Raw genomic sequence first — 22,633 nt, forward strand, 5'->3', positions numbered from 1 at the left:
ATCTCTTGTTATTAAGGGATGAATACCCCTCCACTGATGAGGACCAAGCAGTGCACATCGAGGTTCCCTATCCCGATGCCAGGAGGGACCTCAACCGCTGGTTGCCCCTGGTGAAGTGGCTCCTGGCCATTCCCCACTATGTTGTCCTTGGATTCCTCGGACTCGCTGCCCTGGTCTGCGTTGTGCTCGCCTGGTTTGCCATCCTCTTCACCGGGCGCTACCCCAGGTCCCTGTTCGACTTCGTGGTGGGCCTATTCCGCTGGTGTCTCAGGGTAGCTGCCTACGCCTTCCTGTTGACCACCGACCACTACCCCCCCTTCAGCCTCAGCGTCTAGAGAGCTAGAAGTGGTCTGCAGAAGTCGTTGAAATGATGGAGGACACAATGACTTCAAAGAGTTCAAGTCAGACGAATCAGGTCACTGATGCCGAAACTGCAGAATCCCGCTCGAATTGGCTCTACAAAGTCGGCGGCTCGGCTGCCCTGCTCGCGGCAGTGATTATTCCGATCCTAGAAGGAGGGCAGAATGACATTTAGAATACAGAAACCAGTAAAGGAGTCTATCGCTGACCCCGACCCGTCATGGAAAGGACTCTATAAGGCAGGGGGCATCTCAGTCGCACTCTACATAGCCATTGGGATAATAGCGCCTGCCGTGCTTCTCCTGAGTTCGAACTACGACGCCAGCATGGATGGGATTGCCACCCTCGAATACATTGCCGCAAATAAATCTTGGTGGATAACTATACAGGCGCTGACCTTGGGCCCGAGCGCCTTAGCAATTGTCCCCTTCATCGCTCTCTACGCGGTGCTTAAGCACGTCAACAAGAGCTACGCTGCGATAGGTGTCCTACTCGCTATCGCCTCCGAGATTCTCTTTCTGGCCTATTTCCCGGTCGTGAACGGCCTTGTGTACCTGAGCGATAAATACGTGGCAGCTACCACTACTGCACAACGTACTGCTTTCGCGAGCGCAGCTGAGGCTCTGGTCGCACAGAATAACGCATATGGTCCCAGTGAAATCGTGCTCGCGGGCGGCATCCTCATCATCTCCCTCATCATGCTGAAGGGTGTATTCCATAAGGGCGTAGCCTATTTGGGCATAGCAACTTTTGCTGCAGCCATCATTGGTGCGGCTCTTAAACCCATTCTAGCCATTGCCTACCTGTGGTGGTGGGCTCTCTTCATGGTCTGGTTTGCCGCGGTTGGCTGGAAACTCTACAGGCTGGGAGCGGGTGGTTTATCAGAATCCAAGGCATCACTGGAGACCAGATGATGTCGCAGACTGAGTCTGACCCGAATTTCCAGATTCCAACTGGAAAGGTCTCGTCAGCACAGAGCAGGGCAGAGTCCCGGTAACGACGGTCTTCGACCTGATGATGGCCCGTTTCGATGTGTCTCGCGGGCTGTCCGGTGAGTATCCCGCGGGCTACCAGGATGATAGTTCCTATCTTCAGCATAAAGCCCAGGAAAAGGCCCTTAACATGCTTTCCCTCAGCAGCGAGGACGCTGCTGCGGCAACAGATGCAGATAGATCTATGTTTTTGGCGGCAGGGCAGGCCATGCTTGCTATCTACAATGGCACTGCTTTCCACGTGAATTACTTAATCGGGGGCGCTGCGCTTCTGATAATCTCATTTGTCATGCTGCGGAGCAATATCTTCAGTAAAGCAACTGCTTATGTGGGAATCCTGGCGGGTGTATTGATGTTGGTACCGTCTACGGCAGGGACGATAGGTCTTTATTTCGCGCTCGTTTCTCTCGTGCCCTGGGCGATATTTTCGGTCCTGATTGCCCGAAGGCTCTTCCAGCTAGGACAGGGCGTCTCGGCTGAGAAAGCATTGAGAAGCTGAAGGGGTTACCCATAAAAACCGTTTACCCAGCCTAAAAGGCCCCCGATTTCAACGGCCAGGCCACCCCCAAACCGTGCTATAATCTGGGCGCCGGAAAGGAGGCCCCTTAGACCGTGGCCCTGTTTATCGTCTTTGAGGGGGGGGATGGGTCGGGCAAGACCACCCAGGCCGGCCTGCTCTTCAACAGGCTCTGCCGGGAGAAAAGGAGCATCAAGCTCCTTTCTGAACCGGGGGGCACCGCCCTTGGCGACTACATAAAGGACCTGTTCGTTCTCCCCAGGGAGCTACCTGTAGGGGGAAGATTGAAATACATCCTTACCTCCGGGGGGAAAGGGCCGCAGATACCTTTCGATGTCCTTGTTCACATGACGCCTGAGACAGAGCTCTTCCTCTTCTCCGCCGCCCGGGCCCAGCTGGTCTCGGAAGAAATCACGCCCTCCCTGCAAAAGGGGATATCCGTTATCTGTGTGCGCTATGTCTACTCCACCCTGGCCTATCAGGGCTTTGGCCGGGAAATGGACCTGGACTTTGTCCGCCGGGTCTGCCGGGTGGCTACGGGAGACCTCCTGCCCGATATTGTCTTCCTCCTGGATGTAGACCCTGCCCACGCCCTCCGCCGCAAAGGTGGCTCGGAGGAGGCCAGCCGCTTTGAGGCCGAAGAGCTTGGCTTCCACCAGAGGATAAGGGAGGGCTATCTCCAGCTGGCCCAGGAGGACCCCGGGCGGTGGACCATCCTGGACGCCTCCCGGCCAAAAAGGAAAATCGCCGAAGATGTCTACTCCGCCGTTATGGCAAAGATGAGGGAAGGACCAGAAAGTCCCAGAAAGAAAACAGGCCCCCAGGCAAGCCAGAAGTGGCCCCAAGAAAAGATGCTCTAGAAGGTCCGGGGGTGACGGCCCGCCTGCGGCCCCTCCTGGACCGGGAGAAGATTCAGGCCATGGTAGAGGCCCTGGCCCAGCGCATCCAGCAGGACTACCAGGGCAAGAGCCCCCTCATAGTAGGGACCCTCAAAGGCTCCTTTATCTTCCTCGCCGACCTGGTGCGCCGGCTGGACCTCCCCCTGGAGGTGGACTTCGTCCAGGTCCAGAGCTATGCCGGCACGGAGAGCTCGGGGCGGTGTCGGGTGAACCTCCCCCTCAGCACGCCGGTCCGGGGCCGGGATGTCCTGGTGGTGGAGGACATCGTGGATACAGGCACCACGCTCAACTGCCTTATGGAATACCTCAAGAGGAAGAGGCCCGCCTCCCTCCGCCTCTGCGCCATCTTTGACAAGCCCTCCCGGAGAAAGGTCCCCGTGCATATTGACTACCTGGGCTTTGAGCTGCCGGATGAGTTTGTGGTGGGCTACGGCCTGGACTGCGACCAGGGCTACCGCCACCTCCCCGACCTCTGGGCCCTGGAGGAGAAATGAGAGACCTCATCGCCGTGGCCCGGGGGGAGGCCCCCGCCGACTTGGTGCTGAAGAACGCCCGCATCATCAACACCTTCACCGGGGAGATAGAAAAGGCCAGCGTAGCCGTGCACCAGGACAGGATAGCCGGGGTGGGGGACTACCGGCAGGGAAAAGAGGTCCTGGACCTGGAGGGGAGCTATCTCTGCCCCGGGCTCATTGACGGCCATGTCCACCCCGAGAGCAGCTATCTCCATCCCGCCCAGTATGCCATGGCGGTGGTGCCCCGTGGCACTACGGCCATCGTTACTGACCTGCATGAGATAGCCAATGTGGCCGGGCTGGAGGGCCTGCGCTTCTTCCTCCGCTGGTCAAAGAGGCTGCCCCTGGACCTCTTCCTCCTGGCCCCCTCCTGCGTCCCCGCCACCCCCCTGGAGACCGCCGGGGCAAGCCTGGGCCCCCAGGAAATAAAAAGGGCCCTGGGCTGGAAAGGGGTGGTGGGCCTGGGGGAGATGATGAACTTCCCCGGCGTCCTGGCCGGGGATAGCCATGTCCTGGAAAAGCTCTCCGCCGCCCGGGGTAAGGTCCGGGACGGCCACGCCCCGGGGCTTGGCGGGAAGGACCTCAATGCCTATATTGCCTCGGGCATCTCCTCCGACCACGAGACAACTACCTATGAGGAGGGGCAGGAGAAGCTGAGGCGCGGGATGTGGCTGATGCTCAGGGAAGGCTCCTCCGAGAAGAACCTGGAGGCCCTCCTCCCCCTGGTGACGGACAAGACCTATCACCGCTGTCTGCTGGTGGTGGATGACCGCACCTGTGGGGACATCTTGCGGGAGGGGGACATGGATGCGGTGGTCCGCCGGGCCATCGCCCTGGGGCTGGACCCGGTGAGGGCCATAGCCCTGGCCACCCTCAACCCCGCCCGCCGCTTCGGCCTTGAGGGCTACGGGGCCGTAGCCCCCGGGTATATAGCCAACCTCATCGCGGTAAGAGACCTGAAGGAGTTCCGCGTGGACCTGATCTTCCACCACGGCCGGCTGGTGGCCCGAGAGGGCAGGCCCCTCTTCTCCTCCCGGCCCCGCCATGCCCTGGCCTCAACCATGAAGGTCAGGTCCTTTTCCAGAGAGGACCTGAAGCTCCCCGCCGCCCGCGCCCCCCTCCCCGTCATCCAGGTCATCCCGGGCCAGATTCTCACCCGGAAGGCCCATTTACCCCTCAAAATAGAAAGGGGCGAAGTCGTCCCGGACCCACAGAGGGACATCCTGAAGGCGGTGGTGGTGGAGCGGCACCGGGCCACGGGGAACATCGGCCTGGGGCTGGTGAGGGGCTTCGGCCTGCGGGAGGGGGCCCTGGCCTCCTCCGTGGCCCACGACTCCCACAACATCGTGGCCGTAGGGGCCGGGGATGCGGACCTCTACGCCGCCATACAGGAGATAATCAGGCTGGGCGGGGGGCTGGTGGTGACGAGGGGCGGAAAAGCCCTGGCCTCCCTCCCCCTCCCCATCGCCGGGCTTTTATCCGACCTGCCCCTAGAGGAGGTGGTGGCCCGGCTGGAGAGGCTCCAGGCCCTGGCCCGGGGGCTGGGCTGCCCCCTCCCCTCGCCGTTCGCCACCCTCTCGTTTATTGCCCTCCCCGTCATCCCCGAACTCAGACTCACGGACAAGGGCCTGGTGGATGTGGACTCTTTCCGTGTTATTGACTAAGGAAGCCCACCAGCGACAGTTACCTACCCTGAAGGAACTGAGGCCAAGCGGATGAATGACGCCTCATATTTACCGGTCGAGCCCAAACTGGGTTCCAGGGGCTTTGGTACCACCAGCCTCAGGACTAACGGGCCATTGAGCCCTGTTCGGCTTTCGCTTAGACTTTAGTTTGGTCAAGATATGGTTAAGGAAAGTCATGATTGGGTAAAGAACTGTTGAGAAAGGGTTAAGGACGGTTTGATGCAGAATGGCAGGTTCGGAACAGCGATGAGACGGGGGATTGCCCCTGTCTTGCTGCTGGGCATGTTGTAGATGTCCTGGACCGGGGTTCTCTTCCTTACCGCCCTGCTGGTGGGCTTGAGTCTGGGAGCGGGGTTTGCCCGGGCCTGGTGGGAGAGCCGGCGTGGCCCCCAACCCCATGGGAGTGAAGATCACACCAAGTCTAAGAGGGGCTCCACCTGGCAGCCAACGAGCCAAGAACCTGAACGCACTGGGCCTCAGTCTGAGGCAGGAGCCGCTAGGACTCCATTGCATCTCCCCCGAGAGGGGGCCAGGGGCAGACGGGTCTAGACCCCTTCCAGTTTCTCCCGTAGTAGTCTCTTGCCATACTCCAGGAGCCGGGCCTTTCTCTCTGCGGGGACCTGTTTTATCTCTAGATACAGCTCCAGGGCCTTTTCGGGGGGGAGGCCGCGGGCTTCCACGTCCAGGCGGGGGCGGGCCTTCCTCTCTACCTGGACAGCCAGCGGCAGGGCGAAATAGGCCTCCCTCAGGGCCTTTCTCACCTCGGCCTCGTTGATAGCAGCCCCCTCCACCAGCTTCACCTGCACCCGGACAATGGCCCCCTTGATTTCCTCTGCCCTAAGCGAGATGGCCTCCAGCACGGCCCGGGTGGGGTCGGCCCCCGGGTCGGGGTTTATCTCTATGGTGAGAAAACGGCGGGCGGGGGTGGGGTGGAAGGTGGGGAGGGCCTCTTTCCCCTTTATGTCAACAACGAAGAAGCCCTTCTCACCCCCCTCCTCCGAGAAGTCCAGCCGCTCCAGGCTCCCGGAGTAGGCTACAACCGGGCGGTCCTGCCGCAGGATTTGCTGGCGGTGGATATGGCCCAGGGCGATATAGGAGAAGGCCTCGCGGGCCAGGTTGGCCGCCTGGAAGACCGGCTCCCTCCCCACCACCATCCCCCTCTCCGAGCCCACCTTTGCCCCGTAGACCCAGAAGTGGGCCGCCAGCACCGCCGGCACCCCCGGGTCCAGGTTCTTTACTTCTTCGTCAAGCACCCCGTAGACTTTCTCCTCCACCCTCCGGTCCAGCTCCTCCATGCCCAGGCCCCGGGCCTCCTCCCTGGCGAGGAAGGCCCCCGGGCGGGGCCAGGGCAGGGCCACTACCTGCAAGGGGCCCGATTTTGTTTCCACCCGGAAGGTCCCGGCCCGGTGGGCCACGGTGAGGTTCTTCACGGCCAGAGCGGGGAAGACCTCCAGGGCCGCCGCCCTCCCCACCCCGGCGGGCGTATCGTGGTTCCCCGTAAGGAGAAGGACGGGAACGTCTTTTGAGGCCAGCCTGGCGAGCCTGCGGGCAAACTCCCTCTGCTCCGTGGGCTCGGGGCGGCGGCTCTTGTAGGCGTCCCCGCAGAAGAGGACCAGGTCAACATCCCCCTCCAATGCCCGCTCAACCACCACATCCAGGCAGCGCAGAAAGTCCCCCAGGCGGGAGGAAAGCCCCGTGGCGGGGTCTATATGCCCGTAGGTTTCAACCCCCAGGTGAAGGTCAGAGAAATGGAGGAGCTTCACCTCACCCCTCTCTCCTCAAGTGGCACCTTGCGGAACTTCTTAGCACGCATGTTTGCCTTGACAAAATCATGCAACAGATGTTAGCCTATAACTGGCGACCAGAAAATGGGTCGGAGCGAAAGCTCACGGGTTGTCTCTGAATAAGAGGCAAGCTTTGGCTGGGAGGAAAGAACCCGCCCTGACGGTCGCCATTTTTATTTCCCTCCGAAGAGACAGTCAATAAACAAGTAGTCTCTTTGTACGCCTGGGGGCCTTGTCGTGAAGCCACTCTCCCAGGCCTTCCCACCATCGTCCTTCAAGAGTAACGGATAAAGGAGACGCATCAGGCTTGCCCGGCCGACACTCCGTCCAGCTTTAATATAGGAACACGCTCTGACCCCTTTGAGCCAACAAACTACGCAAGTGGGCAATCGCTGACCCAGCAGGCTTTCGACATATTCTCGGCCCAGTCCCGCGATGACATCAGCTAGCTGCAGCATGAGACTACTCCCCGACTTGGTAAAAAGGAGCCAATCTGCTCTTGCCTTCTTCCAGTCGAGCCGCTTATCTCGCTGGAACTGCGCTCTTATTGCTTCTTCACACCCCGCCCACCCAACCTCGTCAAATACTAGCTGGAAGTAGGTGTCACTTCTCTTGAAGAATTTCTCCGAGAATGGCCCTATGGGGACATAATGAATTAGACTGACTAGCCTCTTAGTCTTCGGGTCTTTCAGGTCCTCTTCTTTGACTCGCTCCTTGAAGACCGGGACGAGGATTACTTCTACCTTAGCTTCAGATAATAAAGCTAGGGCCTTTCTTCTGGAAGGATGGTGTCTAAGGCTCCTGTATTTCAATTCCGCATCTGGGCGACAACCAATGGTCCTCTTGATACCTAGTACGACACCTTGGTTGTGCCAGATGTCCTCTTCTTTGGTAATCACCCAGGTGATGCAAAGGGTCCTAGAAGCGCCTGCAACTCCTGGGTCGCCGTCATCGCCCGAGAAGTCCGAGAATATTCGGTGTGTGAAAGGCCTCATGTCCGCCATCAGCTGCTGCACACACTCGTTGACAAATGCCCCTCATTGTGGTGGTTTATCCACTTCGTCCCGGAATAACGGGTTCTGTTAGACATTTCCCACATCCCTCCTCAAGGAGAGGGGGAGCTTGAGTTTTCTCCCCGTTGACCAAGCCAGACCTGGCCGCCGGGGGGGAGGGTGAGGAAGGACTCGCCTTCCAGCTTGGCGCTGAGGGTGGGCTCCAAGACGGCGATGGGGACCCTTATCTGCTCCATGCTGTCCCGGTGGCGCAGGGTGGCCATGTGGTCCTCCAGGGACTGGAAGTCCACCGTCAAGCAGAGGGGGGTGCCTATCTCGTCCTGACGGCGGTACCTCCGCCCTATGCTCTGGGCGTCATCATACTGGCAGCGGAAGGACTTCCTCAGCCGGGAGTAGAGCTCCCCGGCCAGCTTTGTCAGGTTTTCCTTGCGGGAGAGGGGGAGGACCGCCATCTGGACGGGGGCCATGGAGAATTTGAAGCGCAGCACCACCCTTATCCCCTCCTTGTCCGGCTCCTCATCATAGGCATCCACCAGGAGGGCCAGGGCGGTGCGGTCCACCCCTGCCGAGGGCTCAATGACATAGGGGATAAAGTGCTGGCCGGTCTCCTCGTCAAAATAGTCCAGGGCCTTGCCGCTGGACTGGGAGTGCTGCCTCAGGTCAAAGTCCCCCCGGTTGGCAATCCCCTCCAGCTCCGACCATCCCATGGGGAAGAGGTACTCCACATCGTGGCAGTCCTTGGCATAGTGGGCCAGCTCATCCTTGCCGTGCGGGCGGAGGCGGAGGTTCTCCTTCTTTATGCCCAGGGACAGATACCAGTTGAACCGTTCCTCCACCCAGTATTTGAACCACTCCTCATCGGTCCCGGGCCGGACGAAATATTCCATCTCCATCTGCTCAAACTCCCGGGTGCGGAAGATGAAGTTGCCGGGGCTTATCTCATTGCGGAAGGCCTTGCCTATCTGGGCAATGCCGAAGGGGACCTTCTTGCGGCTGGAGGCCAGGATGTTCTGGAAATTGAGGAAGATGCCCTGGGCGGTCTCGGGGCGAAGATAGACCACAGTGGAGTCCTCCTCCACGGGGCCCACATGAGTCCTGAACATCAGGTTGAACATCCGTGGCTCGGTGAGTTCCCCACCGCAGGAGGGACAGCGCCCGTCCCTGGCCATATCTTCCCTCCAGCGCAAGTGACAGCTCTTGCACTCCACCAGGGGGTCGGTGAAGCCCTGGACATGCCCCGAGGCCACCCAGGTCTGGGGGTGCATCAGGATGGCGGAATCCAGCCCCACCACATCGTCCCGCTCCTGGACCACAGCCCGCCACCAAGCCTGGCGCACATTGCTTTTCAGCTCCACCCCCAGGGGCCCGTAGTCCCAGAAGGCCCCCAGCCCCCCGTATATCTCGCTCCCCGGGAAAATAAAGCCCCGCCTCTTGCAGAGGGAGACCAGCTTCTCCATATCCACCTTGGCAGCCATACCACATAAGATTAGCAGTTTTTGCCCCCATGTCAAAGCCATTGACAGGATGCCCCCTCCCCCCTATCCTCAAGGAAATGCCCCAAATCCAGGAAGTAGCTGATAAGACCTACCGCCTGGAGGCCCGGCTGCCCCAGGAGAAGGGCCTCTTTTCTTTCTATTCCATCTACCTGATAGATGAGGGGGGAGGGGCCCTTATTGAGCCCGGCCCTGCCGCCGTGGTGCCCGATATCCGTGAGGGGATGGACAAGCTGAGAATGGGGAGCCTGTCCTATATCCTCCCCACCCACATCCACATGGACCATGCCGGTGCGACAGGGATGCTGGCCCGCCTCTTCCCCCAGGCCAGGGTCGTGGTGCACCCCTCGGGGGCAAGGCACATGACAGACCCCGCCCGGCTAATTGAGAGCACCAGGCTAGCCCTGGGGGCCGACTTTGAGGAGCGCTACGGCCCCATCCTGCCCGTCCCCCCGGCCCAGCTCCATATTCCGGAGGACGGGGAGACCCTCTCCCTGGATGGCCGGAAGCTACAGGTAGTCTACTCCCCCGGCCACGCACCCCATCATCTGTCCTATCTGGACATGAAGACCGGGGGCCTCTTCTGCGGGGAGGCCCTGGGACTTCCCGAACACGGCACGCCGCTGCCCTACACCCCCCAGCCTAGCTTTGACCTGGAGGTCTACCTGGAGAGCATGGAAAAGCTCCGGGCCCTCCGGCCCAAAATCCTCTTCTTTTCCCACCAGGGTGTGGGGAAGGAGCCAGAGAGGCTCATATCTCTGGCCAAGGAGAATGCCCGGGCTTTCAGCGATATCATCCTCCAAGCCCTGAAAGCGGGGGCCACCCAGCAGGAAATAGAAGGGAAGATTAGGGACTATCTTCACAAAAGGTTCGGGGCCGCGGCGGACATGAGCGACCCATCCCTGACCATCGCCGGCTACACCCTCTACTTCAAGAGGAAGGGCCTCCTGCCCGCGAGCAACTAGAAGCCTTCCCTAAATCCCTCACCCCTGTGCCCCCCTCCCTTGCATAGGCCGAGGGAAAGGCAAACTACCTGATGAAGACTAGGAGCGTTATCTGATAGACCAACACGCCAACGATACCAGGGAACGCGGCTCGCCGCCAGCGGAGCTTATGGACTGTAGCGGCAGCAATACAGAAAAGGGCAATCAGCCATATCAACTGGGCACCGAGATAGCCGAGAACGAAGACCTGCCAGAATCCGTGGGAGGTAAGCTGCAACCACTTCGTCTGGCTAATTGCGCCAGAGAGGAACAGAAGAGCGGTCGCCCAGTCGGCAATAAGGGTAGTGTATGTAGGGACTGCTATCCCAAAACCGAGAAGAGTGAACACGTCCTCGTATTCTCCATCTCCCCCAAAACATCTGCCCAAGACCTGCACAACTCCTGCCGCCAGTATCCATGCCAGAATCATTACTGGCGCGATGAAGAACACTTCCCAGAAGTAGTAGTTCTCAGCAGGAATGGCAAGCCATGCCGGAATGGTGATATCGGCATCGGCCAATTCCAGAAGCAGAATCGCCAGAGTGTAGAGAGTCACGATGGCGAGCATAGAAATAAGGCCATACCTGTAGCGCCGGCTGTCAGCCAACAGCCTGACGAAAGTGTTGCGTGGCCTGGTGATAGTGCCGCCAATGTACGACACAAATGCTTTCATCAGGCGGCGCCCCACAAAGTAACAGCCCGCACAATCAGAAGGCACACAGAAACCGACTCTCTATCTTCTACTGTGCCCCTCTCAAGAGTAGCCAGTATTACATCCCACGCTGCGAGTCCTGCGAGTAGCATCTCCATTCTCGAGATAAGCGAAGGAGTTCGTTGTCAACCATCAGTAGAAGCCTCCGACTGGACGATTCTTCAGTAGGGTCGACGTTCCAATTATAGCCAACAGAATCGCGAAAGAAAAGGGTGGCCTGTTGGTTCCGGCGTCGTCACATCTGGTTCTCAACAGTATTGAGGTATGTGGGCGACAAAGAACACTTGATTCCTATTCGCTCCTGTATTAGTGTATGCTTTGCTCAATGTTCAGCAGACTGTTCCTCATAAAGACTGCCCATTCATTGATATTCTGGTGGCAAGCGGCCTGTCTAACCTACCTGCTATACGCTGGCATGACCAGGGCTTTCAATGTATTCGTGTTAGTGGCAGTGGCCTCAATATTGTTCAATGGTCTACTCCTCCTCCTTAACAAAGGCAGGTGCCCATTTACCACTCTAGCCGAAAGCCAAGGCGCCGAAAAAGGCTCAATTACAGATATCTTTCTTCCAGCCTGTGTTGCACGCAACATATTCAGAGTGTCCTTCCCCTTTTTCATCGTAGAGCTTCTCTTATTGGCTGTTCGCTTCTTTACAGGTCTATAGACGCATCAAGTTGAATCAGCAGACATAGAAGCTTGCCCGTATCCCCCACCCCTTTGCCCCCTCTCCCTTGCCAAGGGCGAGGTGGAGGAAAACTACGTGGGGGACACCCCCCGGACCCCTCGGAACTCCCCGGGGACCGACCTCGGGAAGCGCTACAGGTCGCCGGCCGGCCTATTCCAGGGGGAGTTGGAGGGCCCGGACCACATCCCTACCCTTATGACATACTCCGCCTGCTCTTTCAATAGGGGTCTTGGGCAACAGGGGTATTGTCTTTAAGAAAAAGGGGGGATAGAATGGGCGCAACATGGCGAGAAAAGCCATCCCGGCCCTGCTCTTGCTAGTGGCCCTCCTTCTCTCCGCATGCCGGGGAAGCCCCGCGGTCACAACCCCGACCCCCGCCCCCACTCCTATCCCCGTGTTCCAGGGTTCGGCTGGGGACGTGACCATTATCGTCCGCCTCATCATCAACCCCTATAACCCCGAGCGCTCCGAGCTCTCTCCCCCCCGCGGTTTCCAGCTGGTCCGGTTTATCCTGAGCCTGGAAAACAAGGGCACACAGCCCGTGCTGGTGAATGCCCTGGACTTTATCCTGGAGGACCAGCAGGGGAGCTTCTACTACGGACAGGGCTCTCTGGAGGCCCCCCTGGGGCTCATCCATACCCTGGCCCCCGGTGCTTCAGTCCAGGCGGTGGTCACCTTCACCGTGGCCCAGGGCAGGGCCCTTGACCGCCTGAAGTATATCATCGCCTCGCCCATCCCCCAGATACTGAGCCTGAGCCTCAGGAACCCCTAGCCCACCCTCTCCAGGGGGGCGAAGGAGAGAAGAATCCTCTTCAGCCCCACCCCCCTGAAGACCACCGTTACCTCCTGGTCCCCCGTCACCGATGCGACCACAGCCACCACTACCCCTTCCCCAAAAACGGCGTGCTTCACCTGGTCCCCTGCCTTCAAAGGCCTGGGCGTGGGTGAGGGGGCAACGGGGGCCTCCACCACATCCCGCCTGACTACCAGATTGGGCGGGATGTCCTCCAGGTAGCGGGAGGGGAGGGCGGGGCCGGTGATACCCCCTATGGAGCGCCTCCGGGCCCTCACCAAATACAGATAATTCCTGGCCCGGGTGACCCCCACATAGCAGAGCCGTCTCTCCTCCTCCATCTGGGCGGGGTCCTCAAAAGAGCGGAAGTGGGGCAGGAGCCCCTCCTCCATCCCCACCAGGAAGACCGCCCCGAACTCCAGCCCCTTGGCCTGGTGAAGGGTGATGAGGGTGACCCGATCCGCCTTCTCATCAAAGTTATCCTGGTCCGAGACCAGGCTCACCCCCTCCAGGAAGGCCTGAAGGCCCTGGCCGCTGTATTCCCGGACCACTGTGCGGAGCTCCAGGACATTCTCCCACCTGTCCTCCCCCTCCGGCTCCGCCAGGATGTAGGCCCGGTAGCCCGTCCCCTCCAGGATGAGGTCCAGAAGCTCCACCAGGTCCTTCTCCTGACCGGCCCCCCGCAGCTCCTCGACGAGCCTGACGAAGCCGGCCAGGGCGGCCCTGGCCCTGGGCTGGAGCGGAGGACCCTCCTCCCCTGCCTCCGCCGCCGCCTTCAGGGCCTGGTAGAGGGGCATGCCCTTGAGCTGGGCCCATGCGGAAAGGGCCTCCACAGTCTTTGAGCCTATCCCCCTCCCCGGCACATTTATCACCCGGGCCAGGCTCACGCTGTCCTGCGGGTTGTGGATCAGGCGGAGGTAGGCGATAAGGTCCTTTACCTCCTTGCGATGGTAGAACCTGACGGCCCCCACCAGCTGATAGGGGATGCCATAGCGCAGGAAGGCTTCCTCCAGGGGGCGGGACTGGGCATTGGTGCGGTACATCACCGCGCACTCTTTGAGGGGCAGGCCCTCGCGGGTGAGCCTCTCCAGCTCCGCCGCCACCATCTGGGCCTCCTCTTCCGGCGAGGCGGCCTCCAGGACCTTCACCGGCACCCCCGCCTCGTTCTCGGTCCACAGGTCCTTCGGCTTGCGCTCCCGGTTCCTGGCGATGATATGGGTGGCCACCTCCAGGATAGTCCGGGTAGAGCGGTAGTTCTGCTCCAGCACCACCACGCGGGCCCCGGGGAAGTCCTTCTCAAAGCTGAGGATATTCCGGATATCGGCAAAGCGCCAGGAGTAGATGGACTGGTCCGGGTCCCCCACCACGCAGATGTTCCGGTGCTTCCCCGCCAGGAGCCTGGCCAGCTCATACTGGGTGATATTGGTGTCCTGGAACTCGTCAACGAGGATGTGGAGGTAGCGTTCCTGGTAGCGGGCCAGGACCCCGGGCTGCTCCCGGAAGAGAAAGACCGTCTTCATCAAGAGGTCTTCAAAGTCCAGGGCACGGTTCTCTTTGAGGAGGGCCTCGTATTTCTCATAGACCCGCTTTACAATCTCATCGTAGTAGTGGCGGGAGGGATAGCTCTGCCAGGGGAGGAGCTGGCTCTTGGCCGCCTCTATGGCCCCCTGGAGGGCCTTGGGGGGGTAGTTCTTGGGGTCCAGGTCCAGCCCCTGGAGTGCCCGCTTTACCAGGGAGAGCTGGTCCTCCTCGTCGTAGATTACAAAGCTGCGGTCCAGGCCGAGCTTGTCCCCGTCCTGGCGCAGGATTCGGGAAGAGAGGGCGTGGAAGGTGCCCAGGGACAGCTCCTCCGCGAGTCTCCCGCCGAGCAGCCCGAGCAGCCTTTCCCTCATCTCCCCGGCGGCCTTGTTGGTAAAGGTGACCGCCATGATGCGCCGAGGAGGAATCCCCACCACCTGCACCAGATAGGCCACGCGGTGAGCGATGACCCGGGTCTTGCCGCTCCCCGGCCCCGCAATGATGAGCAGAGGCCCCTCCACCCAGGTAACCGCCTCCCTCTGCGCCGGGTTCAGTCCTTCAAGAATATCCACTCAGGCGATTATAGCACCGCCCAATCTGGGCCACAAAGGAACAGGATTTGGCTCACACAACTGGACCAATGTCGAACCTTTGGCGGCCTGACCTAGTCGCTCGCCTCAATGAGCTAGTCGCAAGGGTCGGGTCTCCTCGGGTGTGCTGAGGTAGCGATAGTCACAACCCTTGCGGCGATATTTGGCGCCGTAGCCTACCCACTCCTGAGGCTCCGTAGAATCTCTCCAATTCCAGGTCTTTTCCCGTACACAAGCAAGTGCGCTATGAAAACCCTGATGGTTAATAGCAGGACTCCAGTGATGGAGAGTCCCAGCACCACATCCCCGTTGTTGTTGGACATATTGCCCTGCTCATTCCATATCCAAGTCCTTTTGAAGTTCCATGCCATGACTCTTTAAGTAGTCCAGCACGCAGACAAAGTGTTGCCTTGTCTCTGGAAGCAATACAGCCTTATTCCTAGCATATTTGTCAATGCAGTCGGCTACGCTATCTCCATAGGTCTTCCGGAGGTAACGGATAGTCCCATGGTTCAAATAGTCCAAAATGAAATGGATGTAGTAGGCCTGAACGTAATTTGCACCTTTGCCTGAAAAGAACTCCAGATCTTCTGCCTGTATGATCTTGTCTTTTCCCCTGTTGTGAAGATTACGCTTCAAGTCTGCAATGGCGATATTCCCACCCCTTGACCTCGGTAGTTTCCTGACTTCTGTGTGTTGCCTGAAGTCTTCGGGCATCGGGATTCTGTTATCAGACAAACTATTGCTGTCAATGGCTCTCAGAACATACTCCGATACCTCTGGAGGTATCCCGAACTTCGAGTCCCATTTCCTATGAATTTCCCACTTGGGCATTAGGACCTCCCAAGTCGCTTGTACTCGCTACACCTAATCATTGGCCGAAATTCTTGCAATGGCTCAATTTCCTCAAACCACACACCAGCGAGGTCTCCCCATCTCTCAACGAAATCGAACTGCGTATTGACTTCAAGAAATGGTGTGGGCGACTTAATCCCATAGTGATTCAGAAAAGACATGTCTGGTCTTGAACCAGCGTGCCAACTCTCTTCAAGAAAGTCCAATGCCTTCTGGGAGTAAAGTTCCTTCACCCTAGGAATGACTATGCGTTTGACTATTCCCTCTATCCCGTATTTCTCCAACAGTTGGTTCGTGACGCGACTATATGTGCCGTCGTCGAATTCAAGTCCGTGCGACCGCAACCATCGGTAGTTTTCCTTCTGGTTGCCAGGCCCTAGGCCCCAAAGGAAACGAGTTGCATTCTTGAGATACCGCTCCAATTTGTGTCGCTGGACTTCGTCCATCTTTGCCCTCCCTGACGGACATCATAACATTCCAGAATATTATTGTCAAGTATTATTCCAATAGTATTATGCAATACTATCCGGAGGGCAATGGGAAAGCGACGTCCGTCCCACTACTTCAGGCCAACGGCAACACTGAACCGACGATTGCTCTGACTTGCGGCAGAAGTTGCCAGAGACTGGCGTACATCCTTGACGAAGGTGGTGCCTGGATTTGCGAGCGAAACAGATAGGAGCGTTCCCCAATTCCAGTATCTACCCAATAACGGGTATCCGTGTGATGCTCCCCGGGCTGGACTAGAACCAACAACCTAACGGCTAACAGCCGCCCGCTCTAGGGGCGCTGTTGCCTGGTGCTTAGAATCCCCCCAATCCCTTCTCCACGGCCTCCCAGTCCAGGTTTTCCTGGAGGAAGCGGGAAAGAATGGGCAGCTTCTTTTCCTGGCGGAAGCGGACCCCGGCCAGCAGGGCCTCCAGGCGCTCCAGGGTTGCCGGGGTGTCCTGCTCGACCAGGAGCACCGTCACCCCTTTATCGTCGGCTCCCCGGAGGACATAGGGGTCTATTTTGTCGCCGCCCCCGGTCAGGACCAGGCAGCGGGTGGGGGTCTGGAGTGCCCCCAGGAGGATGTCGGGCCGGTCCCGGCGGGTGATTACCGCCTTGGCCTCTTTTCTCCCAAAGTAGGCCGGGGCGGGGTCAAGGCACATCGCCCCCACCATAAAGGCCTCCACCAGCTCTTCTCCCCGGTCCTGGTGGAGGACCACCCTGGCCCCCAGGTACCCGGCCAGGTCGGCCACCGAGGGGGCAAGCAAGGCCCGCTCCTCGGGCAGTACCCCCAGCACGGCTACATTCTTGCCCTTCAGGGCCGGGGCAAGCTCGTTTTTGGCCTTCTCCATCCGGCTCCTGGGGACAAAGTTTAGCACCACCCCCACCAGGGCCTCCCCCAGCCTCCTCGCGGCTTCCCCCGCCTTCTCCACCCCTTTGAAGGGCAGGACCAGGAGAGCCCTCCCCCGGAGCTTTTTCAGGGCCGCCTCCACATCGGGGACAAGGCCCTCTATCAGCACCAGGTCCCTCCCCAGAGCGAGGCGGTCATAGGCCTGCTCCACCTCCGCCGGCGGGCAGGAGGCCGCCTCCAGGCCCAGCCTTTCAGCAAAGGAGATATCGCCTTCGGGTGAAGGCCCCAGGCGGAGATAACCGAGCTTCTTACCCCTCCCCTGCCACCACTGGGCCAGGCCCAGAGCGATGGCCGTCTTCCCCTCCCCGGGCCCCGGCGAAGTTATGTAGACTGCAGGCATTCCCCCTCCTTTCTGCTCATCCCTTGATTTTCCGGGCCAGCTTCTGGCCCAGCTGGCGGCAGGCCTGTAGCTCCTCCGGGGTGGGGGAGAAACGGACAGCCAGCTCGTCCTCCATGACCTCCAGGCCAGCCAGCGTAAGGTCCTCTTTGATGGCCTTGATCGCGGTGGCCCCGCCCCAGCCGAAAGAGCCAAAGGCGGCCCCTATTTTACCCCGGGGGCGGAGGCCCTTGAGGTAGGTGAGGAAGGCGGCCATCCGGGGCAGGAGGTTATTGTTGAGGATAGGGGAGCCCACTGCCAGGGCCCTGGCCTCTAGAAGCTCGGCCACAATATCGCTTGGGTCGGAGCTTCCCAGGCTGTGGAGCCCCACCTCCACCCCCTCCTCGGCGATGCCCTCCACCACCGCCAGGGCCATGTCCTCGGTGCTGTGCCACATGGTGTCATAGACCACCAATGCCCGGGGGCGAGTCTCCCCCCGGCTCCAGCGGCCATAGGCTTCCAGTATCTCGGGGAGATGGCCCCGCCACATTACCCCGTGGCTGGGGCAGACGACCTTTGGCTGGAGGGCCCGGGTCTTCTCCAGAGCCCGTGCCGCCTGGGTGGGGAAGGGAAGAATGATGTTGGCATAGTATTTAGCCGCCTCGGCCATGACCAGCCCCATATCCGCCTGCTCGTCAAACCTGGCGGAGGTGGCCAGGTGCTGACCATAGGCATCGGAGGAGAAGAGAACGGCATCGGGGGAGAGGAAGGCCACCATGTTGTCCGGCCAGTGGAGCATTGGGGTGGGGACAAAGCTCAGGCTCCTCTTCCCCAGGGACAGGGTGCTTCCCTCCTTTACCGCTATGAGGGGGAGCTTCTGGTGGAAATACTTTTCCAGGCCCTGTTCCCCGTGCCGCTCCACCGTCACCACCTGGGCCTTGGGGCAGAGGGCCAGCACCTGAGACAGGCTGCCGGAGTGGTCCGGCTCCACATGGAGGGAGACCAGGTAGTCTATCTCCCCCGGGTCCAGGAGTTCCTTCACCCGGGCCACAAGCTCGGGGAAATGGGAGGACTGGGCAGTATCTATGAGGGCCTTTTTTTCGTCCAGGACAAGGTAGGCATTGTAGGTGGTGCCGTGGTGGGTGGAATGGCAGTGGAAGTCGCGCCGGGTCCAGTCTATGGCCCCCACCCAGAAGACCCCTTCCGCAATCCGGGTCATTTCTTCTCCTCCCGGGCCAGATAGTCGGCGATAGCCGCTGAAAGGATATTATACACCTGGGGGAGGGGGAGGCCCCTTTCCCCGGCCAGCCTCAGGCAGTCCTCATATTCTGGCGTCGCCCCCAGGACCTTTCCCCTCAGCCTTTTCACCTTTATCCTCACCTTGCCCAGGGGGGAAGAGATGGCCACAATCTCCCTATCCGCCTCCTGCCTCTCTACGGGATGGAGCCTCACTCCCAGCGTGGAGGTCTCCCGCAGGACGGTGTCCACCACACCGGCCTGGGCCTGGGGAGGGAAGAGGCAGGAGAGGACCAGGCCGGGCCGGCCCTTCTTCATCTGGACGGGGGTGAGCCAGACATCCAGGGCCCCTTTCTGAAAGAGCTTACCCATCACATTCTCAAAGAGCTGGGGGCTCATATCGTCTATGTTGGTCTCCGCCAGGAGGAGGCGATGGGAGGGCAGGGGCTGAGCCCTTTCCCCCAGCCAGAGAGGGAGGACATTGGGCAGGCCCTTGAGCCGCCGGTGGCCGATGCCGTAGCCCACCTTCTCCAGGGAGAAGACAGGGGTAACAAAGGAGGCCAGGTTGGTGAGGATGGCGGCGGCGGTGGGGGTGAGGACCTCGGCCGCCGGGTAGCTGGGCATGATGGGAGCCCGCGCCATCGCGACAAGCTCCAGGGTGGCTGGGGCGGGGACAGGGTAGGTCTCCCCCCCGGCTTTCACTTCCCCTATGCCGGTGGGGAGGGGCGAGCAATAGAGCTCCAGGCCCAAAAGCTCGGTGCTAACCACCGCCCCCACAATGTCCACCAGGGCATCGGTGGCACCTACCTGGTGGAGGGGGACCTCGCCAGGGGGAAGCCGGTGTACCCTCCCCTCCGCTTCCGCCAGGCGGCGGAAGACCAGGCTGGACTTCTCCTTGACCGCCGAGGAAAGATTGCTCTGTTTAATAATGGCCAGGACCTCCGGCAGGAGGGTGGGCCTTTTCTTCTCCGGGGCGCGGACGCGGACCTGGGTCCCGGTGACGGGGCCCCTGCGGGCGGGGCGGACGGAAAGCTGAAAGCTTACCCCCAGCTTTTCCAGCTCCTGCTTTAGACTGTCCAGCGTGAGGCCGCAGTCCAGGAAGGCCCCCAGGAGCATGTCCCCGCTGGCCCCCGCGACCACATGGAAGTAGCCTATTCTCATTTCAGGGCTTCGTTCATACTGCCGGGGCGGTATCCCAGGAGGTCCAGGGCCACATAGGTGAACCCCAGGGAGCGGAGTCTTTCCGCTACCTCCTGCCTTCTTTCCAGGAGGCGGGCCATGTCTCTTTCTTCCACCTCAATGCGAGCCACTTGGTCATGGCAGCGGACCCGGACCTGGACCAGCCCCAGGGAGCGGAGATAGGCCTCCGCCCGGTCAATGCGGGCGACGGCCTGGGGAGTGATTTGGGTGCCGTAGGGGAGACGGGAGGCCAGGCAGGCGAAGGCGGGCTTGTCCCAAGTGGGAAGGCTCAGGCCCCGGGAGAGCTGGCGTATATCTTCTTTGTTGAGGCCGGCCTCCAGGAGGGGGCTCCTCACCCCCAGCTCCAGGGCGGCGCGCCGGCCGGGGCGGAAGTCCGAGAGGTCTCCGGCATGGGAGCCGTCGGCCACAAAGGCTATGCCCTCATCTTTAGCTATATCCAGAAGGCGCTGAAAAAGCTCCTTTTTGCAGAAATAGCAGCGGTCGGGGGGGTTCCCTGTGAAGGCCGGTTCCTCCATCTCCAGGGTTTCTATCGTGCGGTGGCGGAGGCAGAACTTCCGGGCCATATCCTCGGCCTGCTCTATCTCCCAGGCGGGGTAGAGGGGGGAAGAGGCGGTAACCGCCAGGGCCCTCTCCCCCAGGACCTGATGGGCCAGCGCCGCCAGGAAGGTGCTGTCCACCCCTCCCGAGTAGGCCACCACCACCGAGCCCATCCCCCGGAGGATGTCCTGGAGCCGTTCCTGTTTGTCATTCATGAGGCAGGGCCAGCTTGAGTGCCTGGGTCAGGCTGGGGGCGGGGAGGAGCTCCATGCCCTTTGGCGGGGCAAGGCCCGACAGGGCTGGGGCCAGGCAGGTGGTGTAGCCCAGGCGCTGGGCCTCCTGAAGCCTCCTCTCCAGGTGGGGGACCGGGCGCAGCTCCCCTGTGAGGCCCACCTCCCCACAGCAGACCAGGCCGGGGAGGACGGGCCGGTTTTTGAAGCTGGAGGCGATTGCCAGGGCCAGGCCCAGGTCGGCGGCGGGCTCGCTGATGCGGAAGCCCCCTACCGCATTGACGATGATGTCCTGGTTCCCCAGGGCCAGCCCCGCCCTCTTGCCCAGGACGGCGGTGATAACATAGAGGCGGTTTATGTCAACACCGTTGGCGGTGCGGCGGGGGAAGCCGTAGGGTGTGGGGGAGGTGAGGGCCTGGACCTCCACCAGCACCGGGCGGGTGCCCTCAAGAGTAGGGACCACAGCGCAGCCGGGGGCCTCCCCCTTGTGGGGGGAGAGGAAGGCCAGGGAAGGGTTCTCCACCTCCACCAGCCCCTCCCCCCTCATCTCCAGCACCGCCACCTCGTTGGTGGAGCCAAAGCGGTTCTTAGCCCCCCGCAGGATGCGGTAGCTGGAGAAGGGCTCCCCTTCCAGATAGAGCACCACATCCACGATGTGCTCCAGGGCCTTGGGCCCGGCGATGGCCCCGTCCTTGGTGACATGGCCGGTGATGAGGACCGGGATAGCCCTCGGCTTGGCCCAGCGCATGAGGTGAACAGTGCATTCCCTCACCTGGGCCAGGCTCCCCGGCCCCCCTCCCCCCTCCGCCAGAGAGACGGTCTGGATGGAGTCCAGGACCACCAGCCGGGGCGAGAGGGAGTCCAGTTGGGCCAGGATGGCCTCCAGGTCGGTCTCAGTGAGGATATAGAGGTTTTCCCCCTTCACCCCCAGCCTTTCCGCCCGCAGCTGGAGCTGTTCCGGGGACTCCTCCCCGGAGATATAGGCCACCTTTTCCCCCCGGGAGGCCAGGTGGTCGGAGAGCTGGAGGAGGAGGGTGGACTTGCCAATCCCCGGCTCCCCGCCCAGGAGGACGAGGCTTCCGGGGACTATTCCCCCACCCAGCACCCGGTTAAGCTCAGAACCCCGGAACGGCAGGCGGGAAAAGCTCTGGGAGGCTACCTTGGAGAGCTCCTGGGGAGGGACAGCCTGGGAGTGGGGGGACTTCTCCACAAATGTGTTCCAGGCCCCGCACTGGGGGCACCGGCCCAGCCACTTGGGGCTCTCCCGGCCGCACCCCTGGCAAAAATAGGGCATGACTAATTACCCCGAAAACTGGCCAAATTAGACCGACTCAAAGCGAGAGATGGCGAGCCCTACCAAATCAGCAGTAGCCTCCAGCACCTCCATATCCTCGGCGAAGCCGTCTTCCCTGAGGCTCCGGACGATGAGGACACCCTTCACCTTACCTTCCACTATCAGGGGGACGCCGGCCCAGGACTTGATGCCCTGCACGACAAGAAGGGGGTTGCTCCTGGGGTCAGAGAGATAGTTGGGAATGTAGATAGGCTTGCCAGTAGCGATGACGGTGCGGGTCAGGCCACCCGGCCGCGCCCTCTCCTGGAACGGCTGGGCCACCTTCCCTGTCTCCGCACATGTAACCAGATTCCCACCCTCCCCCACCAGGACAATGCTGGTGAAGTCGGAGCCCGCCACCTGGGAAAGGTGAGAGACGATAGAGTTCAGAAGTTCCTTCGGGGAAGGGGCGACATAAATCTCCCTTGCCATCCGGTGCAGACGGCTGAGTTGCTCCACACGGCGCTCCAGCTTTGCTATAAGCTCGGCCCTCTCATTGACCAGCTTCAGGTTGAAGCGGTTAACCGCCTCCAGTTCCCTCACCCTGTTTTCCAGTTTTTCGGCAGTTTCCGCCAGCGCCTCCTCCGCCCGCTTGCGCTCCTGCCTCACTCTGGCATCGCCCAACTCCCGTTCAATGGTGGGATTAAGCCTGGCCAGCTTATCTTTCATAACAAAGTCATGGGCTCCGGCTTTCATGGCTTCCACGGCCAGGTCCTCACCAATCTTGCCCGAAACCAGGATGAAGGGCAGGTCAAGCCCTTTTTCCTTCAACAGCACCAGCGCCGCCAGCCCGCTGAAATGCGGCATATGATAATCAGAAAGGACAACATCCCATGTCTGTTCATCCAGCGCGGCGCTCATAGCTTCCCGGGTATCAACCCGTTCAAAGACCGGGGCATAGCCCCCCCGCTTCAGCTCGCGCACCAGCAGGAGGGCGTCGTCTTCCGAGTCTTCCACTATCAGAACGCGGAGTGGTTTGTCAGCCATT

Annotated in this window: 23 protein-coding genes; 9 read left to right on the top strand and 14 right to left on the bottom strand. The window is 60.7% G+C overall.

Translation table 11 applies throughout. The features are described 5' to 3' along the window. The 7 genes from KJ624_08060 to ade all read left to right on the top strand — a co-directional run. The coding region (locus tag KJ624_08060) for a DUF4389 domain-containing protein (protein ID MBU2009769.1) at window positions 1-335 on the top strand (335 nt) is incomplete at its 5' end. A 32-nt stretch (window positions 336-367) separates the two neighbouring features. Beyond that, window positions 368-535: a hypothetical protein gene (locus tag KJ624_08065; GenBank protein MBU2009770.1), complete on the top strand. Its 168-nt coding sequence runs from the start codon at window positions 368-370 to the stop codon at window positions 533-535. Then, complete coding sequence (locus KJ624_08070; protein ID MBU2009771.1) at window positions 525-1,274, top strand: hypothetical protein; 750 nt, start codon at window positions 525-527, stop codon at window positions 1,272-1,274. Before KJ624_08065 ends, KJ624_08070 begins: the two co-directional genes overlap by 11 nt. 118 nt (window positions 1,275-1,392) lie before the next feature. Beyond that, window positions 1,393-1,851, top strand: a complete 459-nt coding sequence (locus tag KJ624_08075) for a DUF4386 family protein (GenBank protein MBU2009772.1) — start codon at window positions 1,393-1,395, stop codon at window positions 1,849-1,851. Between the two features lie 113 nt (window positions 1,852-1,964). Then, a complete protein-coding gene (gene tmk, locus KJ624_08080) occupies window positions 1,965-2,729 on the top strand; it encodes a dTMP kinase (GenBank protein MBU2009773.1) in 765 nt (254 codons plus the stop codon). A gap of 59 nt (window positions 2,730-2,788) precedes the next feature. Continuing rightward, the gene (gene hpt, locus KJ624_08085; protein MBU2009774.1) at window positions 2,789-3,262 is read left to right on the top strand and encodes a hypoxanthine phosphoribosyltransferase; all 474 of its coding nucleotides are present in this window, start codon (window positions 2,789-2,791) and stop codon (window positions 3,260-3,262) included. Further along, window positions 3,259-4,947, top strand: a complete 1,689-nt coding sequence (gene ade / locus KJ624_08090; protein MBU2009775.1) for an adenine deaminase — start codon at window positions 3,259-3,261, stop codon at window positions 4,945-4,947. Before hpt ends, ade begins: the two co-directional genes overlap by 4 nt. 566 nt (window positions 4,948-5,513) lie before the next feature. Here the strand turns inward: ade and KJ624_08095 are convergent. From KJ624_08095 to KJ624_08105, 3 genes are all read right to left on the bottom strand, one after another. Continuing rightward, window positions 5,514-6,731 carry an exonuclease SbcCD subunit D gene (locus KJ624_08095; GenBank protein ID MBU2009776.1) on the bottom strand — a complete coding sequence of 406 codons (1,218 nt, stop codon included), beginning with the start codon at window positions 6,729-6,731 and terminating at the stop codon, window positions 5,514-5,516. Between the two features lie 194 nt (window positions 6,732-6,925). Beyond that, window positions 6,926-7,756, bottom strand: a complete 831-nt coding sequence (locus tag KJ624_08100; protein ID MBU2009777.1) for a hypothetical protein — start codon at window positions 7,754-7,756, stop codon at window positions 6,926-6,928. Window positions 7,757-7,857: 101 nt separating this feature from the next. Beyond that, on the bottom strand, window positions 7,858-9,240 hold the full coding sequence (locus tag KJ624_08105; GenBank protein MBU2009778.1) for a glycine--tRNA ligase: 1,383 nt from the start codon (window positions 9,238-9,240) through the stop codon (window positions 7,858-7,860). 29 nt (window positions 9,241-9,269) lie between these two features. Here KJ624_08105 and KJ624_08110 point away from each other — a divergent pair, with 29 nt between their 5' ends. Then, window positions 9,270-10,223, top strand: a complete 954-nt coding sequence (locus KJ624_08110; protein ID MBU2009779.1) for an MBL fold metallo-hydrolase — start codon at window positions 9,270-9,272, stop codon at window positions 10,221-10,223. A 64-nt stretch (window positions 10,224-10,287) separates the two neighbouring features. Here KJ624_08110 and KJ624_08115 read toward each other — a convergent pair whose 3' ends face one another. Beyond that, the gene (locus KJ624_08115; protein MBU2009780.1) at window positions 10,288-10,914 is read right to left on the bottom strand and encodes a YIP1 family protein; all 627 of its coding nucleotides are present in this window, start codon (window positions 10,912-10,914) and stop codon (window positions 10,288-10,290) included. Window positions 10,915-11,349: 435 nt separating this feature from the next. Beyond that, on the bottom strand, window positions 11,350-11,571 hold the full coding sequence (locus tag KJ624_08120) for a hypothetical protein (GenBank protein MBU2009781.1): 222 nt from the start codon (window positions 11,569-11,571) through the stop codon (window positions 11,350-11,352). Window positions 11,572-11,921: 350 nt separating this feature from the next. On the opposite strand from KJ624_08120, the gene KJ624_08125 reads away from it, so the two are divergent. Continuing rightward, a complete protein-coding gene (locus KJ624_08125; protein ID MBU2009782.1) occupies window positions 11,922-12,410 on the top strand; it encodes a DUF4352 domain-containing protein in 489 nt (162 codons plus the stop codon). Here the strand turns inward: KJ624_08125 and KJ624_08130 are convergent. From KJ624_08130 to KJ624_08170, 9 genes are all read right to left on the bottom strand, one after another. Next, on the bottom strand, window positions 12,407-14,521 hold the full coding sequence (locus KJ624_08130) for a UvrD-helicase domain-containing protein (protein MBU2009783.1): 2,115 nt from the start codon (window positions 14,519-14,521) through the stop codon (window positions 12,407-12,409). The genes KJ624_08125 and KJ624_08130 overlap by 4 nt on opposite strands. Window positions 14,522-14,872: 351 nt before the next feature. Continuing rightward, complete coding sequence (locus KJ624_08135) at window positions 14,873-15,373, bottom strand: hypothetical protein (protein ID MBU2009784.1); 501 nt, start codon at window positions 15,371-15,373, stop codon at window positions 14,873-14,875. Then, window positions 15,373-15,840, bottom strand: coding sequence for a hypothetical protein (locus KJ624_08140; GenBank protein ID MBU2009785.1), 468 nt, complete (start codon window positions 15,838-15,840; stop codon window positions 15,373-15,375). The genes KJ624_08135 and KJ624_08140 overlap by 1 nt, the downstream gene beginning before the upstream one ends. Before the next feature lie 357 nt (window positions 15,841-16,197). After that, a complete protein-coding gene (locus KJ624_08145) occupies window positions 16,198-17,133 on the bottom strand; it encodes a hypothetical protein (GenBank protein ID MBU2009786.1) in 936 nt (311 codons plus the stop codon). Between the two features lie 16 nt (window positions 17,134-17,149). Next, window positions 17,150-18,328: an FprA family A-type flavoprotein gene (locus tag KJ624_08150; protein MBU2009787.1), complete on the bottom strand. Its 1,179-nt coding sequence runs from the start codon at window positions 18,326-18,328 to the stop codon at window positions 17,150-17,152. Next, window positions 18,325-19,506, bottom strand: a complete 1,182-nt coding sequence (gene larC / locus KJ624_08155; GenBank protein ID MBU2009788.1) for a nickel pincer cofactor biosynthesis protein LarC — start codon at window positions 19,504-19,506, stop codon at window positions 18,325-18,327. The genes KJ624_08150 and larC overlap by 4 nt, the downstream gene beginning before the upstream one ends. Then, window positions 19,503-20,297: an ATP-dependent sacrificial sulfur transferase LarE gene (gene larE / locus KJ624_08160; protein MBU2009789.1), complete on the bottom strand. Its 795-nt coding sequence runs from the start codon at window positions 20,295-20,297 to the stop codon at window positions 19,503-19,505. Before larE ends, larC begins: the two co-directional genes overlap by 4 nt. Next, window positions 20,290-21,606: a DNA repair protein RadA gene (gene radA / locus KJ624_08165; GenBank protein MBU2009790.1), complete on the bottom strand. Its 1,317-nt coding sequence runs from the start codon at window positions 21,604-21,606 to the stop codon at window positions 20,290-20,292. The genes larE and radA overlap by 8 nt, the downstream gene beginning before the upstream one ends. A gap of 27 nt (window positions 21,607-21,633) precedes the next feature. Beyond that, the gene (locus KJ624_08170) at window positions 21,634-22,632 is read right to left on the bottom strand and encodes a GAF domain-containing protein (protein ID MBU2009791.1); all 999 of its coding nucleotides are present in this window, start codon (window positions 22,630-22,632) and stop codon (window positions 21,634-21,636) included. Window position 22,633: the final 1 nt, after the last annotated feature.

The sequence above is a fragment of the Chloroflexota bacterium genome (assembly GCA_018825785.1).
In the GTDB taxonomy this organism is placed as follows: Bacteria; Chloroflexota; Dehalococcoidia; order JACVQG01; family JAHKAY01; genus JAHKAY01.